At 61.7% G+C, this 15,973-nt stretch carries 13 protein-coding genes; 4 read left to right on the plus strand and 9 right to left on the minus strand.

The features are described from left to right. Window positions 1–122 precede the first annotated feature (122 nt). The 7 genes from phaZ to argS form a co-directional block, all read right to left on the minus strand. Window positions 123–977: a poly(3-hydroxyalkanoate) depolymerase gene (phaZ, locus tag AC4IHP_RS10125; RefSeq protein ID WP_016772063.1), complete on the minus strand. Its 855-nt coding sequence runs from the start codon at window positions 975–977 to the stop codon at window positions 123–125. Window positions 978–1,071: 94 nt separating this feature from the next. After that, window positions 1,072–2,751 carry a class II poly(R)-hydroxyalkanoic acid synthase gene (gene phaC / locus AC4IHP_RS10130; RefSeq protein WP_122611076.1) on the minus strand — a complete coding sequence of 560 codons (1,680 nt, stop codon included), beginning with the start codon at window positions 2,749–2,751 and terminating at the stop codon, window positions 1,072–1,074. A 257-nt stretch (window positions 2,752–3,008) separates the two neighbouring features. After that, window positions 3,009–3,380, minus strand: a complete 372-nt coding sequence (locus AC4IHP_RS10135; protein ID WP_490831612.1) for a gamma-butyrobetaine hydroxylase family protein — start codon at window positions 3,378–3,380, stop codon at window positions 3,009–3,011. A gap of 77 nt (window positions 3,381–3,457) precedes the next feature. After that, on the minus strand, window positions 3,458–4,795 hold the full coding sequence (gene hslU, locus AC4IHP_RS10140) for an ATP-dependent protease ATPase subunit HslU (RefSeq protein WP_016772060.1): 1,338 nt from the start codon (window positions 4,793–4,795) through the stop codon (window positions 3,458–3,460). A 55-nt stretch (window positions 4,796–4,850) separates the two neighbouring features. Further along, window positions 4,851–5,381 carry an ATP-dependent protease subunit HslV gene (hslV, locus tag AC4IHP_RS10145; protein ID WP_007968352.1) on the minus strand — a complete coding sequence of 177 codons (531 nt, stop codon included), beginning with the start codon at window positions 5,379–5,381 and terminating at the stop codon, window positions 4,851–4,853. Window positions 5,382–5,601: 220 nt separating this feature from the next. Beyond that, entirely contained in the window at window positions 5,602–6,312 is a 711-nt protein-coding gene (locus AC4IHP_RS10150; RefSeq protein WP_016772059.1) for an SPOR domain-containing protein, read from the minus strand. A 1-nt stretch (window position 6,313) separates the two neighbouring features. Then, on the minus strand, window positions 6,314–8,050 hold the full coding sequence (gene argS / locus AC4IHP_RS10155; protein WP_490831613.1) for an arginine--tRNA ligase: 1,737 nt from the start codon (window positions 8,048–8,050) through the stop codon (window positions 6,314–6,316). Between argS and AC4IHP_RS10160 the strand changes: the two genes are divergently transcribed. Next, the gene (locus tag AC4IHP_RS10160; protein ID WP_016772057.1) at window positions 8,049–8,171 is read left to right on the plus strand and encodes a hypothetical protein; all 123 of its coding nucleotides are present in this window, start codon (window positions 8,049–8,051) and stop codon (window positions 8,169–8,171) included. The two genes, argS and AC4IHP_RS10160, sit on opposite strands and share 2 nt — an antisense overlap. 118 nt (window positions 8,172–8,289) lie before the next feature. On the opposite strand, the gene AC4IHP_RS10165 is transcribed toward AC4IHP_RS10160, so the two are convergent. Next, entirely contained in the window at window positions 8,290–10,509 is a 2,220-nt protein-coding gene (locus tag AC4IHP_RS10165; RefSeq protein WP_490831614.1) for a primosomal protein N', read from the minus strand. Between the two features lie 284 nt (window positions 10,510–10,793). On the opposite strand from AC4IHP_RS10165, the gene rpmE reads away from it, so the two are divergent. The 3 genes from rpmE (at window position 10,794) to AC4IHP_RS10180 (ending at window position 13,292) form a co-directional block, all read left to right on the plus strand. Beyond that, complete coding sequence (gene rpmE, locus AC4IHP_RS10170; RefSeq protein ID WP_016772055.1) at window positions 10,794–11,015, plus strand: 50S ribosomal protein L31; 222 nt, start codon at window positions 10,794–10,796, stop codon at window positions 11,013–11,015. Between the two features lie 41 nt (window positions 11,016–11,056). Further along, window positions 11,057–11,839, plus strand: a complete 783-nt coding sequence (locus tag AC4IHP_RS10175; protein ID WP_490831698.1) for a thermonuclease family protein — start codon at window positions 11,057–11,059, stop codon at window positions 11,837–11,839. Between the two features lie 184 nt (window positions 11,840–12,023). Further along, entirely contained in the window at window positions 12,024–13,292 is a 1,269-nt protein-coding gene (locus AC4IHP_RS10180; RefSeq protein WP_016772053.1) for a malic enzyme-like NAD(P)-binding protein, read from the plus strand. A gap of 128 nt (window positions 13,293–13,420) precedes the next feature. Here the strand turns inward: AC4IHP_RS10180 and AC4IHP_RS10185 are convergent, their stop codons facing one another. Then, window positions 13,421–15,865 (minus strand): penicillin-binding protein 1A, encoded by a 2,445-nt coding sequence (locus AC4IHP_RS10185; RefSeq protein WP_490831699.1) that lies wholly within the window; start codon window positions 15,863–15,865, stop codon window positions 13,421–13,423. Between the last annotated feature and the right edge of the window lie 108 nt (window positions 15,866–15,973).

Raw genomic sequence — 15,973 nt, forward strand, 5'->3', positions numbered from 1 at the left:
GTCTCAGGGCAAAAACACACTCACCGAACCAGAACACCATAGACGCTGTTACCGGTTGCTGCCTGCGCGGCGTCCTGCCGCGCGCTTGATTGAATAATCCTGCATAAAGCCTGCCGCCGCGATCAGCCGCCGAGCGGGGTCGGATGCGGGTGCATGACTGCGCGCAGACGCTCCTCTTCGAGAAACTTCATGATGATCGGCGCCACCGCTTCGGCGCGGGTAATCAGGAACAGATGGCCGTCATCGATGATGTGCAGCTGCGCGTTGGGAATGCGCCAAGCGAGCATGCGCATGTTGATCAGCGGAATCAGTGGGTCGTCATCGCCGGCCAGCACCAGCGTCGGCTGATGGATCTTGTGCAGCCAGTGGATGCTGGTCCAGCCGAGGCCTGCGAACAGCTGCCAGTAGTAACCGAGCTTGCCCGCCGAGCGCACTTTCGCCGCATGGCTGGCAGCCAGCGTCGGGTCGCGGCGGAACGAGCCGCCGTAGATCATCGGCGCGATGCGAATCACATGGGATGGCTGAATGTAGCGGCGCGGGCTGGCCATCATCCACAGCACTTTCGGTTTGCCCGGCACCATCACCGCACCGGCCGCAGTGGCCGCCAGTACCAGTTTCTTGCAGCGCTCGGGGTAGTCGTAGGCGAACTGCTGCGCCAGGGCGCCGCCCCACGAGACGCCGATCACATTGACCTGACCGTAGTCGAGATAGTCGAGCATCCGCGCCGTCAGTTTGGCCAGGCCGGGGAAGCGATACGGCCGGTTCGGCGTCGACGAGCCGCCGACACCGGGCACGTCGAAGGCGATCACTTCCAGATCCGGGTCGAGCGCCGCGACAAACGGAAACACCAGCTCCAGGTTGGCGCCGATGCCGTTGAAAATCAGCAGAGGCGTCAAATGAGGCTTGCCGGGACGCACCGCCGTGCGGAGGGTCTGGCCATCCAGGTCGACGGTGCGGAATATGAACGGTTGCGGCATGGGTCAAACCCTTCGGGTCAGTTGGGAGCAGCTGCAAGCCGCAAGCTTCAAGCAGAACCCGCTCAGCTTGTCGCTCGCAGCTTGAAACTTGCCGCTATCTCTCATGTACATAAGTGCCCGGCGAAGCCTCGCCTGCCGGGTACGCTTTGTTGCCCAGTTTCGTCGGGGCCTTTTTCAGGTTGCCCGAGCGCTCGGCCAGCCATGCCTGCCAGTACAGCCACCAGGAATCGGTGTGCTTGGTCGAGTTTTCCTGCCAGTCATCGGCAGTCGCCGCCATCTCTTCGCTGGTCATGTAACGCGATTTCGGGTTGCCCGGCGGGTTGAGGATGCTCTGGATATGGCCGCTGCTCGACAGCACGAATTCGACTTTGCCGCCGAACAGTTGCGCCGACTTGTAGCAGGACTTCCAGGGTGTGATGTGATCATTGGTGCCGGCCAGCGAGAAAATGTCGGCGGTGACCTGCTTGAGGTCGATCGGCGTGCCGCACACTTCCAGTGCATTGGGGCGGATCAGTGGATTGTTTTTGAACATCTCGATCAGGTCGCCGTGGAACGCAGCGGGCAGGCGAGTGGTGTCGTTGTTCCAGAACAGGATGTCGAACACCGGCGGCTCGTTGCCGAGCAGGTAGTTGTTGACCCAGTAGTTCCAGATCAGGTCGTTGGGGCGCATCCAGGCGAAGACCTTGGCCATGTCTTTGCCTTCGAGCACGCCAGCCTGGTAGGAGTGGCGCTTGGCGGTCTCCAGAGTCTGCTCATCGACGAACAGGGCGACGTCGCTGTCCAGGGTGGTGTCGAGCACGCTGACCAGCAAGGTGAGGGCGTTGACCTTGTTTTGGCCGAGCGCGGCGTAGTGGCCGAGCAGGGCGGTGCAGGTGATGCCGCCGGAGCAGGCGCCGAGCATGTTCACATCTTTGCTGCCGGTAATAGCGGTGACCACGTCGACGGCTTCTTTCAGTGCTTCGATGTAGGTCGACAGACCCCATTCGCGCTGGGCCTTGGTCGGGTTGCGCCAACTGATGATGAAGGTCGGCACATTGTTGCGCAGGCAGAAGCGCGCCAGGCTCTTGTCCGGGCTCAAATCGAAAACGTAGAACTTGTTGATCTGCGGCGGCACTACCAGCAGCGGGCGTTCGTGGACCTGCTCGGTGATCGGCCGGTACTGGATCAGCTCCAGCACGTCGTTGCGGAACACCACCGCGCCTTCGGTGACGCCCAGGCTCTTGCCAACCTCGAACGCGCCCATGTTGACCTGGCTCGGCATGCCGCCGTTGTGCACCAGATCCTTGGCCAGATGCGAGAGGCCGTCGAGCAGGCTTTTGCCGCCGGTTTCGAAGAAGCGTTTGACCGCAGCCGGATTGGCCGCCGTATTGGTCGGCGCCATGGCTTCGGTCATCAGGTTGATGACGAAATGGCCGCGAGCGATGTCTTTGGGGGACAGGCTGCTGTCGTCGATCCAGGCATGCAGTTCCTTGCGCCAGGCCAGATAGGTTTGCAGATAACGTTTGTACAGCGGGTTCTGGCTCCACGCCGGATCGGCAAAACGACGATCGTCGCCGGCCGGTTGCAGAGCCGATTTACCCAGCAGCACATTCTTCAGCTCGAGGCCGAAATGGGTCACGTGCCTGACGCTGTGAATCGGTTGTCTGATGGCCTGTTTCAGCACCATTCGAGCAGAGGCCAGCAGATCCTTTCCGCGCAGCCCGACGACGGGGTTAAGTCCCAGAGTGTTTTCCGAGGCTTGGTACTTCAGGTCATCGTTATTCTTGTCACTCATCTACGACGCTCCATTGTCCTGAGACGAGTACCCGGTTTCACGCTGTCGCTTCCACAGCCAATGCCGGGTACTACTGCTCGGGTGACCGTTGATTCTGCATGGCTGCTTTACAGTCGTAGAGCACTGCAGGGAACTTGCCAGCTCCATTGGTTACCCGAGTTTAATTTTTTTCGCAAGCGGCCCATCCTGGGCTGCGTGAGCGGAGCATTCAAACAGATGAAGTTAGAAAATGCCCTCTAAAGAGCAAGAGCCACGGCCTAGAGCATCAGCTTGACGAACGACTCGTTCGGATCGCGGGATTTTCCGGCAGCGCGCAGCTCGGCAAGATAATCGTCCCAGAGTTCGTTCTGGCGCTTGCCGAGTTCGTAGAGGTATTGCCAGGTGAACAGGCCGCTGTCATGACCGTCGTCGAAGGTCAGTTTCAGTGCGTAGTGACCGGCGGGTTCCAGCTTGCTCAGACCCACGTTGAGCTTGCCGAATTGCAGGATCGGTTTGCCGTGGCCCTGGACCTCGGCGGAGGGAGAGTGCACGCGCAGAAACTCGGCGGGCAGGGTGAACTCCTCGCCGGACGCGTAAGTGAGCGTCAGGGTTTTCGAGGCTTTGTGCAGTTTGATGTCGGTGGGAATCATGAAAAACAGCCTTTAGCTGCAAGCTACAAGTTGCAAGCTTAACTCAGCTTGCCGCTTGTAGCTTGTAGCTTGCCGCTCTACAGAATGTAACGGGACAGATCTTCGTTCTGCGCCAATTCGCCGAGGTGGCTGTTGACGTAGTCGGCGTCGATCAGAATCGCCTTGTCATCGTGGGCGCTGGCCAGGTCGCCGGCGCTGAACGACACCTCTTCGAGCAGGCGCTCAAGCAGAGTGTGCAGGCGACGGGCGCCGATGTTCTCGGTTTTCTCGTTGACCTGCCAGGCGATCTCCGCCAGACGCTTGATGCCCTCGGGCTGGAACTGGATGTTCAGGCCTTCGGTCTTCAGCAGCGCGCAATATTGCTCGGTGAGCGAAGCATGCGGTTCGCTGAGGATGCGCTCGAAGTCTTCCGGGCTCAGCGCCTTGAGTTCTACGCGGATCGGCAGACGGCCTTGCAGCTCCGGCACCAGATCGCTCGGCTTGCTCAGGTGGAAGGCGCCGGATGCGATGAACAGGATGTGGTCGGTCTTGACCATGCCCAGCTTGGTGTTGACGGTGCAGCCTTCGATCAGCGGCAGCAGGTCGCGCTGTACGCCTTCACGGGAGACATCGGCGCCGCCGACATTGCCGCGCTTGGCGACCTTGTCGATTTCGTCGATGAAGACGATGCCGTGCTGCTCGACCGCTTCCAGCGCCTTGGCCTTCAGCTCTTCTTCGTTGACCAGACGCCCGGCTTCTTCATCACGCACCAGTTTCAGTGCTTCCTTGACCTTGAGCTTGCGCGACTTCTTCTTGCCCTTGCCCATGTTGGCAAACAGCGATTGCAACTGGTTGGTCATCTCTTCCATGCCCGGCGGCGTGGCAATCTCGATGCCGGAGACTTCGGCGACTTCGATCTCGATTTCCTTGTCGTCCAGCTGACCTTCGCGCAGGCGCTTGCGGAACAGCTGACGAGTATTGGAATCGGAGCTCGGCGCTTCTTCGTTGCTGAAGCCCATGCGTGCCGGCGGCAGCAACGCGTCGAGGATGCGGTCCTCGGCAGCGTCTTCGGCGCGGTGGCGTACGCGGGTCATTTCCTGTTCGCGGAGCATCTTGATCGCGGCATCGGCCAGATCACGGATGATCGACTCGACGTCGCGGCCGACGTAGCCGACCTCGGTGAATTTGGTCGCTTCGACCTTGATGAACGGCGCATTGGCCAGTTTCGCCAGGCGACGGGCGATCTCGGTTTTACCGACACCGGTCGGGCCGATCATCAGGATGTTCTTCGGGGTCACCTCAACGCGCAGCTCTTCAGGCAGCTGCATGCGGCGCCAGCGGTTGCGCAGGGCAATCGCGACGGCGCGCTTGGCATCGTCCTGGCCGATGATATGGCGGTTGAGTTCGTGGACGATTTCGCGGGGAGTCATGGACATAGTAATTGACGGTCCTCAAGCAGAAACAAGCCGTGGCACATGGGCCGCAACAGGCTTATTCAGCGAGATCCTGCTCCTCAATGGTCTGGGTGTGGTTGGTGAATACACAGATGTCGCCAGCGATGCCGAGAGCGGTTTCGACGATCTCGCGCGCCGACAGGTCGGTCTTTTTCAGGAGGGCGCTGGCGGCGGCTTGCGCGTAGGCGCCGCCGGAACCCATGGCGATCAGGCCATCTTCGGGTTCGACCACGTCACCGTTGCCGGTGATGATCAGCGAGGCGTCCTTGTTGGCGACCGCGAGCATCGCTTCGAGGCGGCTCAGGGAGCGGTCGGTGCGCCATTCTTTGGCGAGTTCGACGGCGGCGCGGATCAGGTGGCCCTGATGTTTTTCGAGCTGGCCTTCGAAACGTTCGAACAGGGTGAAGGCGTCGGCGGTGGCACCGGCGAAACCGGCGATGACCTGGCCGTGGTACAGGCGACGGACCTTTTTGGCGTTGCCTTTCATCACGGTGTTGCCGAGAGAAACCTGGCCGTCGCCGCCCATGACGACTTTGCCGTGGCGGCGGACTGAAACGATGGTGGTCAAGGGAAGAGTCTCCACGCAGCGGGGCGAAAATGCCTTATGCCCATTCATATGGGGGTGCTGGAGGGGATTTCAACCGGGGAGGGTGCGGAGGGACGAACGGCGACCCCCTGTAGGAGCTGCCGAAGGCTGCGATCTTTTGATCTTGATCTGAAACAAAATCAAAAGATCGCAGCCTTCGGCAGCTCCTACAGGGGATTTGTGGCGCCCGTGTGGGAGGGAATCAGCGGCTTTGGCGTTGTTGTAACAGCAGGTTGCTGAAGCCCGCACCAGCCAGTTGTTTCTGCGCAGTGGTCAGTTGTTCACGGTTGCTGAACGGGCCGACCAGCACGCGATACCAGGTTTCATCCTTGACCGTGCCGGACTCCACCGCCACGGCTTGGCCGAGCAGAATGATCTGCGCACGTACCTTGTCAGCATCGGTTTCCTTGCGGAACGAACCGGCCTGCAAGAAGAACTTGGTCACTGGCGCGGCCTTGCTCACCGGTGGTGCTGGCGGCGGCGTAATCCCGGCCAGGGCCGCCTGCGCCCGCGCCGTGTCGATCTTCGCAGCTTCGGCCGGGGTCACCGGCGTGGTCGGGATGGCCGGCACTTGCGGCGTCGGCAGGGTCTTCTCCGGTACCGCGTCCGGCGGCACGATCACTTCCGATTCCGGCAGCAAGGTGTAGAAGTCGTACTTCGGTTTCACCGGTTGCGTCGGGCTCGGCGGGGTCTTGTTCGCCTCAGCGATCTTCGACGCTTTCTGCTGCTGTTCGACCTTCTCGCGCTTGACCGTGTCGCTGCCCTTGCCCGGTTCCAGTTTCATCAGAAACACGATGAAGGCGCCGACGGTCAGGCCGATGGCCATCCACAGCCAGCCCGGAATCGGTTGCTTCGCCGGGGCCTGATAGCGGCTGGCGCCGCGCTTGGGTGCAGGTTTTTTCTTGGCAGCCAACTTACATACGCTCCAGAGTTTCCAGACCCAACAGCTCCAGGCCTTGCTTGAGGGTGCGACCGGTCAGTGCGGCCAGACGCAGACGACTCTGCATCTGCGCCGGGGTGTCGGCGGCGAGGATCGGGCAGTTTTCGTAGAAACTGGAAAACAGGCCGGCGACGTCGTACAGGTAGGTGCAGAGAATGTGCGGCGTGCCTTTTTCAGCCACGTTGTTCAGCACTTCGCCGAACTGCGCCAGTTTCGCCGCCAGCTCTTGCTCGTGCGCCGCTTCGAGGACGATCTGGCCGTCGACTTCGCTGAAGTCCTTGCCCAGTTTACGGAACACACCGGCCACGCGGGTGTAGGCGTACAGCAGATACGGCGCGGTGTTGCCTTCAAAGTTGAGCATCAGGTCGAAGTTGAAGCTGTAGTCGCTGGTGCGATGCTTGGACAGGTCGGCGTATTTCACCGCGCCGATGCCGACGACCTTGGCGATGTTGCGCAACTCGTCTTCGGCCAGGGTCGGGTTCTTCTCTTTCACCAGGTTGTAGGCGCGTTCCTGGGCTTCGGTGAGCAGATCGATCAGCTTCACGGTGCCGCCATCACGGGTCTTGAACGGACGGCCATCGGCGCCGTTCATGGTGCCGAAACCCATGTGTTCCATTTCCATCGGATGGGTGACGAAACCGGCCTTGCGCGCCACCGCGAAGACCTGCTGGAAGTGCAGGGCCTGACGCTGGTCGACGAAATACAGCGCGCGATCAGCCTTGAGCTTGCCGCTGCGGTAACGCACGGCGGCGAGGTCAGTGGTGGCGTACAGGTAGCCGCCGTCAGCCTTGACGATGATCACCGGCAGCGGGTCGCCATCGGCGTTCTTGAACTCGTCGAGGAACACGCATTGGGCGCCGTTGCTCTCGACCAGCATGCCCGCAGCCTTGAGATCGTTGACCACGTTGATCAGATCGTCGTTGTAGGCGCTTTCGCCCATGACGTCGGCCATGGTCAGTTTGACGTTGAGCAGTTCGTAAATCTTCTGGCAGTGCGACAGCGAGATGTCCTTGAAGCGGGTCCACAGCGCCAGGCATTCGGCATCGCCAGCCTGCAACTTGACCACCAGGCCACGGGCGCGGTCGGCGAACTCTTCGGACTCGTCGAAACGCTGCTTGGCCGCACGGTAGAAGTTTTCCAGATCGGACAGCTCGTCGCTGGTGATCGGGTTTTCCTGCAAATAAGCCATCAGCATGCCGAACTGAGTGCCCCAGTCGCCGACGTGGTTCTGGCGGATCACTTGGTCGCCGAGGAACTCAAGCACGCGGGCTACACCGTCACCGATGATGGTCGAACGCAAGTGGCCGACGTGCATCTCTTTGGCCAGGTTCGGTGCCGACAGGTCGACCACGGTTCGCTGCGCCGGGCCGGCCTTGCGCACGCCGACATGGGCGTCGGCCAGTGCGGCGTCGAGGCGCGAGGCCAGGGCCTGGGTGTTCTGGAAGAAATTGATGAAGCCCGGGCCGGCGATTTCGGCCTTGGTGACGTTTTCGTCAGCGGGCAGGGCGGCGATGATTTTCTCCGCCAGATCGCGTGGCTTCATGCCGGCAGGCTTGGCCAGCATCATGGCGATGTTGCTGGCGAAGTCGCCGTGGGTCTTGTCGCGGGCGTTCTCCACCTGGATCGCCGGCGTCAGGCCTTCAGGCAACACACCTTCGTTGACGAGTTGGGTGAGGGCTTGCTGGATCAGCTGGCGAATGGTGTCTTTCATGGTCTTCTCTTTCGACCGCAAGCGCGGCGGGCGCATCGATGCGCGGGTGGAAAAACTGGGCATTATCCGTTGCGAAGACGGGCTTGCCAACCTTAGCAGGCAGGATGTGGATATGTGGTGACAAAAAGTCCGCTTTCGCGAGCAGGCTCGCTCCCACAAGGTTTTGCGCAGGACCCACAACGTATGTACGGCGCTGATCCACTGTGGGAGCGAGCCTGCTCGCGAAAGCGATCTTCAGCTCAATACAGATCCACCGGATCAACATCCAGCGACCAGCGCACCGCCCGCCCGCCCGGCATCTGCTCCAGCACCAGCATCCAGCTGGCCAGCAAGCGGTGCAACGGTGCCCGCGCAGTCGCCTGCAACAACAGTTGCGCGCGATAACGCCCGGCACGGCGCTCCATCGGCGCCGGCACCGGCCCGAGCAACTCGATGCCGCTCAGATTCAATTCAGCCAGCAGGCGTTCGGCCTCGCTGCACGCTTCATCGAGAAAACCTTCGGCCTGCCCCGGCTTGTGCGCCTCGGCGCGCAACAGCGCCAGATGGGCGAACGGCGGCAACCCGGCCGCGCGGCGCTCGCTCAAGGCTTGTTCGGCGAAGGCGAAGTAACCCTGCTCGGTCAGTTGCACCAATAAAGGGTGGTCGGCGAGGTGTGTCTGGATGATCACCCTGCCCGGTTCCTCAGCCCGTCCGGCGCGCCCGGCGACCTGCACGATCAACTGCGCCATGCGCTCGCTGGCGCGGAAGTCGCCGGAGAACAGGCCGCCGTCGGCATCCAGAATCGACACCAGCGTCACCCGTGGGAAATGGTGCCCCTTGGCCAACATCTGCGTGCCGACCAGAATGCACGGCTGGCCTTTCTGGATTGTCGCGAACAGCTGATTCATCGCGTCCTTGCGCGAAGTGCTGTCACGATCGACACGCAGCACCGGGTAATCCGGAAACAGAATCGCCAAGCGTTCTTCGGCGCGTTCAGTACCGGCACCGACCGGGCGCAGATCGACCTTGCTGCACTTCGGACACTGGCGCGGCGTGCGCTCGACGTTGCCGCAATGGTGGCAGCGCAATTCACCGTAACGCTGGTGCACGGTCATGCGCGCATCGCAACGCGAGCACTCGGACATCCAGCCGCAATCGTGACAGAGCAGGGTCGGGGCAAAGCCGCGACGGTTGAGGAACACCAGCACTTGCTGGCCGTTGGCGAGGGTCTGGCCGATGGCTTGCTGCATCGGCCCGGAAATACCACTGTCGAGCGGACGGCTTTTCACATCCAGACGCAGAAAGCGCGGTTGCTTGGCGCCGCCGGCGCGTTCGTTCAGGCGCAGCAGGCCGTAGCGCCCGGTGTAAGCGTTGTGCAGGCTCTCCAGCGACGGTGTGGCGGAACCGAGGACGATCGGGATATTTTCCTGCCGCGCGCGCACCAGCGCCAGATCGCGGGCGTGGTAGCGCAAGCCTTCCTGCTGTTTATAGGAGCCGTCGTGTTCTTCGTCGATGATGATCAGCCCGGGATTTTTCATCGGCGTGAACAGCGCCGAACGGGTGCCGATAATAATGTCGGCCTCGCCATCACGGGCGGCAAGCCACGCGTCCAGGCGTTCGCGATCATTCACTGCCGAGTGCAGCAGGGCGATGCGCGCGTTGAAACGCTGTTCGAAGCGCGCCAGGGTCTGCGGGCCGAGGTTGATCTCCGGGATCAGCACCAGGGCCTGTTTGCCGGCCTCAAGGGTTTCGCGGATCAGCTGCAGATAGACTTCGGTCTTGCCGCTACCGGTGACGCCGGCCAACAGGAAGGCGTGATAGCTGTCGAAGCCAGCGCGAATCGCTTCATACGCCGCACGCTGTTCGCTGTTGAGCGGCAGCTCCGGTTGCGCCAGCCAGTGTTCATGGCGAACGCCGGGGGCGTGGCGGCGGATTTCGACCTGCACCAGCCCCTTGGCCAGCAGCAGATCGAGACTGTCCTTGCTCAGCATCAGTTTGCTCAGCAACTGATGCGCCACGCCGTGGGGATGCTGGGCCAGCGTGGTCAGCGCCTCGCGCTGGCGTGGCGCACGGGCGACCCGAGGGTCGTCGACGCTGGCGCCCGGGGCAATCGACCAAAAGCGCTCCTGTCTGGCCTCGGCCAGCTCGCCCTGGCGCAGCAGCACCGGCAGGGCCCAGTTCAAGGTGTCGCCGAGGCTGTGCTGGTAGTACTGCGCCGTCCACAGGCACAGCTTGAACAGCGCTGGCGGCAGCGGCGATGTCGTGTCGAGCAGGGCCAGCGCCGGTTTGAGTTTTTCCGCTGGCACTTCGCTGGTGTCGGTGATCTCGATCAGAATCCCGATCATCTCGCGCCGGCCGAACGGCACCCGCAGGCGCATGCCCGGCTGCAATTGCTCGCGCCGCACCCCGGCCGGCGCCCGGTAATCGAACAGGCGGCGCAGAGGCGAAGGCAGGGCAAGGCGCAGAATGGCGTCGGGCACGCGGGGGGATCTCGATACGCAAAATGATCGGATATGCATGACCTGTGGGAGCGAGCCTGCTCGCGAAGGCGGTGGGTCAGGCAACACATGTGTCGACTGCCGTGGCGCCTTGGCGAGCAGGCTCGCTCCCACAGGGAAGTGCGTTCAAGGCCGGGAGCCTAGCAGACGGTCGGTCTCGGTGACAGCTTGCGTGATTGAAAAGGTCTGGTAGAATCCGCGGCCTAATTACGTGCGGTATTCAACAATAGTGTTGGGTGGCGGCACGCTAGCCTGAGGAAGACACCATGAAAGCCGAAATCCATCCGAACTACCCGGAAATCGCTGTTACCTGCAGCTGCGGTAACAAGTTCGAAACTCGTTCGACCTACGGCAAAGCCCTGGCGATCGACGTTTGCAACGAATGCCACCCGTTCTACACCGGTAAGCAGAAGACTCTGGACACCGGCGGCCGTGTGCAGAAGTTCGCAGACCGTTTCGCTACTTTCGGCGTCGGCAAAAAAGCCTGAGGCTGATCATTTTGGAAGGTCGCTTCGACTTCTCCAGACTGATGAAAAAGGCGTCCCTTGCGGGCGCCTTTTTTGTGTCTGCGATTTGGCTGTCCGCCGCCCAGGCCTTTTGTCCGGCACCCGCAGGGCTGGCCAGCGTTTCCGTGCAGCGGGTGGTCGATGGCGACACGCTGCGCCTGAGCGATGGCCGCAGCGTGCGCATGATCGGCCTCAATACGCCGGAACTGGGCAAGCAGGGTCGCAGCGCCGAACCGTTCGCCGTTGCGGCGCGTAAACACCTGCAGGCGCTGGTCGATGACAGCGGCGGCCGGGTCGGTCTGCGGCCTGGCAAGCAGGCGAAAGACCATTACGGGCGTACGCTGGCGCATGTCTACAGCGTCAGCGGTGCCAATCTCGAAGCGCAGATGCTTGCCGCTGGCCTGGGTTTTCAGGTCGCCGTGGCGCCGAACGTCGATCTTGTCGCCTGCCAGCAGGCCGCCGAACGCAGTGCGCGACAGGCCGGGCTTGGTGTCTGGCGGCAATCGCCGGTACAGAACGCGCAGCAGATCCAGCGTTCGGGCTTCGCCGTAGTCAGCGGTCGGGTGAGCAAGGTGCAGCGCAATCGCGGCGGAATCTGGATCGAGTTGCAGGACGCGCTTGTATTGCGGGTTGCACCCAATCTACTCGGAGAATTTGACAACGCTGGCTTGCAAGCGTTGAAAGGCAAGCAGATCGAGGCGCGCGGTTGGGTGGTAGACCGCTCCCGGCGCGCGGGTTTGCAAAAAGGTCAGCCGCGCTGGTTGCTGCCGTTGACCGATCCTTCGATGCTGCACGTGCCGCGCTGAAGAAAAATTGTAGACATTTTTACGGTTGATTGTGAACAGTCCAGCCCTTGTGCGCCGTGGCTCTTGGCCCAAAGTCGTAGGGCAGGGCGCTTGACAGCGGTGACTGCCCAGTCTTGTGGGGACTTTGCGAGGCGCGTATCCTCGCTGACCAGTCTGTCCAACAGTAAAAAAGCGGAATGCCAAAATGTCTGATCTGAAAACTGCCGCTCTCGAATACCACGCCAATCCTCGTCCGGGGAAGCTGAGTGTCGAGCTCACCAAGGCCACTGCTACCGCCCGCGACCTGTCGCTGGCCTACAGCCCCGGCGTAGCTGAACCAGTGCGCGAGATCGCTCGCGATCCTGAACTGGCCTACAAATACACCGGCAAGGGCAACCTGGTGGCAGTCATTTCCGACGGCACCGCGATTCTCGGCCTGGGCAACCTCGGCCCACTGGCTTCCAAACCTGTGATGGAAGGCAAAGGCGTGCTGTTCAAGCGCTTCGCCGGCATCGACGTATTCGACATCGAAGTCGATTCGGAAAGCCCGCAAGCCTTCATCGACACCGTCAAGCGCATCTCCATCACCTTCGGTGGCATCAACCTGGAAGACATCAAGGCGCCAGAGTGCTTTGAGATCGAACGCGCTCTGATCGAGCAGTGCGATATTCCGGTGTTCCACGATGACCAGCACGGCACCGCGATCGTGACCGCTGCCGGCATGATCAACGCCCTGGAAATCGCTGGCAAAACCCTGCCGGAAGCGAAAATCGTCTGCCTCGGTGCCGGTGCTGCCGCCATCTCCTGCATGAAATTGCTGGTGAGCATGGGCGCTCGCATCGAAAACATCTTCATGGTTGACCGTACCGGCGTGATCCACTCCGGCCGTGATGACCTGAACCAGTACAAAGCCGTGTTCGCCCACGCTACCGAGAAGCGCACCCTGGCTGACGCACTGGCAGGCGCTGACGTGTTCGTCGGTCTGTCCGGTCCGAACCTGCTGAGCGCCGAAGGCCTGCTGTCCATGGCGGCCAACCCGATCGTGTTCGCCTGCTCCAACCCGGATCCGGAAATCTCCCCGGAACTGGCGCACGCCACCCGTAGCGACGTGATCATGGCCACCGGCCGTTCGGACTACCCGAACCAGGTCAACAACGTACTGGGCTTCCCGTTCATCTTCCGTGGTGCCCTGGACGTTCGCGCCAAACGCATCAACGAAGAAATGAAAGTCGCCGCAGCCAACGCCCTGCGCGAACTGGCCAAACTGCCTGTTCCACAGGACGTGTGCGATGCCTACGGCGGTGCTCCGCTGGAATTCGGCCGTGAGTACATCATTCCGAAGCCAATGGACAAGCGCCTGATCACTCTGATCTCCGACGCCGTGGCCAAGGCCGCGATCGAGACCGGCGTGGCCACCCTGCCGTATCCGAAGAACTACCCGCTGAAAAGCGTGGATGACGTGTTCAACGGTTGAAAGCAGCCGTCCATAAAAAAACCCAGCCTGGTGCTGGGTTTTTTTATGGGCTGCAAGCTGCAAGCTACAAGCGTGCATCGTTCGCGCTTTTGCTTGCCGCTTGTAGCTTGGCGCTTGCAGCTGCTCCCCTAGAACAGATCGATCGGCGCCTGCTCGTCTGCCGGCAGCGGGCTGCCTGGCACTGCGCCGTTGCCCAGCTCGTTCACCGAAGGCGGCGTGTCTTCAGCCTTGAACAGTTCGAAATACGCGCCCGGCGTGCTCGGCGTCGCGGCGCGGCCACTGACCGGATCCACCCGCAGGCTGAGCAAGCCTTCCGGCTCAGGCTGCACATGCGGCGGCTTGTCTTTCAGCGCGGCGGACATGTAATTCATCCAGATCGGCAGCGCCACGGTGCCGCCGAACTCACGGCGGCCGAGGCTTTCCGGCTGGTCGAAACCGGTCCATACCGTGGTCACGTAGTCGGCGTTGTAGCCGGAGAACCAGGCATCTTTCGATTCGTTGGTGGTACCGGTTTTCCCGGCGATATCGCTGCGGCCCATGGCCAGTGCGCGCCGGCCGGTGCCGAGTTTGATTACGTCCTGCAGCATGCTGTTGAGGATGTAGGTGGTACGCCCATCGACAATCCGCTCGGCCACGGCCGGCGCTTGCGGTACTGCCGGGTTGCCCGGCGCTTCACCGGCAACCGGAGTGGCGTTGACCGTAAACGACTCGGTGGGCGGCGCAGCGATACCGTCGGTCGCCGAACCACCCTGTGGCACGGTCGGCGGATTGGCGACGAACAGCGTGTCGCCGTTACGACTTTCGATCTTGTCGATGATGTACGGGGTGATCTTGTAGCCGCCGTTGGCGAAGGTGCTCCAGCCGGTGGCGATTTCCATCGGCGTCAGCGTCGCGGTACCGAGTGCCAGCGACAGGTTCGGCGGCAGGTCCTGCTTGTTGAAGCCGAAGCGGGTGATGTAGTCGATGGTCTTGCCCACGCCCATGGCCTGCAGCAAACGGATCGATACCAGGTTGCGCGACTTGTACAGCGCTTCACGCAGGCGGATCGGGCCGAGGAAGGTGTTGGTGTCGTTCTTCGGTCGCCAAACCTTGTCCAGGTACTCGTCGACGAACACGATCGGCGCATCGTTGACCAGGGTGGCGGCGGTGTAACCGTTATCCAGTGCGGCGCTATAAACGAACGGCTTGAAGCTCGAGCCAGGCTGACGCTTGGCCTGCATCGCGCGGTTGTAGTTGCTCTGCTCGAAGGCGAAACCGCCGACCAGCGAACGGATCGCACCGTTCTGCGGATCGAGCGACACCAGCGCGCCCTGAGCCTGCGGAATCTGGCTGAATTTCAGCGAATTGTCTGTCTGGCGCTGCACGCGAATCAGATCACCGACCTGCGCCACATCCGACGGCTGGCGCGGGTTGGCGCCCATGCTGTTGGTGTTGAGGAACGGTCGCGCCCATTTCATCGTATCCCAGGCAACGTGCTCTTCACCGGTGCGGGTCAACACTTGCAGGCCGGTTTTATCGACTTGGGTGACGATCGCAGGTTCCAGGCTGCTGATGGTGCGCTGTTTGGTCAGCTCGGTGGCCCAGGCTTCGCGGGTCTTGCCCGGCAGGCGCGACTCGGGGCCACGGTAGCCGTGGCGCTGATCGTAGGTCATCAAACCTTCGTGCAGCGCGGTGTTGGCCATTTCCTGCAGATTGCTCGGCACTGTGGTAGTGACGCGGAAACCTTCGGTGTAGGCGTCGCTGCCATAACGACCGACCATTTCAGCGCGGGCCATTTCGGCGATGTACGGTGCGTTCACTTCCGGTGTCGGCACGTGGTAGCTGGCGTTCAGCGGCTCGTTGATCGCCGCTGTGTAGTCGGCCTCGCTGATCTTGCCCAGCTTGTACATGCGCCCGAGGATCCAGTCGCGGCGCTCTTTGCTGCGCGCCGGGTTGGCCAGCGGGTTGAAGCGCGACGGCGCTTTCGGCAGGCCGGCGATCATCGCCATTTGCGCCAGGCTGACGTCACGGATCGATTTGCCGTAATACACCTGCGCCGCCGCCTCGATGCCGTAGGCGCGGTTGCCCAGATAGATCTTGTTGACGTACAGCTCAAGGATCTCGTCCTTGGTCAGCTGCCGCTCGATCTGCAGGGCGAGGAGAATTTCTGTGGTTTTACGCGAAAAGCTGCGCTCACTGGTGAGGAAGAAGTTCTTCGCCACCTGCATGGTGATGGTGCTGCCGCCGGACTGAATGTGTCCGCTTTTGACCAATTGGGTCGCCGCGCGCATCAGGCTGCTCGGGTCGACGCCATAGTGATTGGCAAAATTGTCGTCTTCAGCACTTAGTAACGCATTGATGAAATTGGGCGGAATGTCGGCGAAACGGATCGGTGTACGGCGCATTTCGCCAAATTCTGCGATCAACTTGTTGTCGCTGCTGTAGACGCGCAGAGGAATCTGCAACTGAATGCTTCTCAGCGCCTCCACAGACGGCAAACCCGGACTAAGGTAAAGAAAGGCGCCGCTGAGACCTAAGAGCAGTCCGCAGAAAACGGCGACGATGGACCAACCGAAAAATTTCAGCAGACGAATCAAGGCTTTTGGACATCCAGGGCAAAGAATGAATTTGGCACGGGGCTGCGGTTACACACAGAGCCACCCGCGCGGGCAGTAAAAAGCGGAAAAAATCGCTGGGCATTA

This window comes from Pseudomonas sp. UF-293 (genome assembly GCF_058245595.1).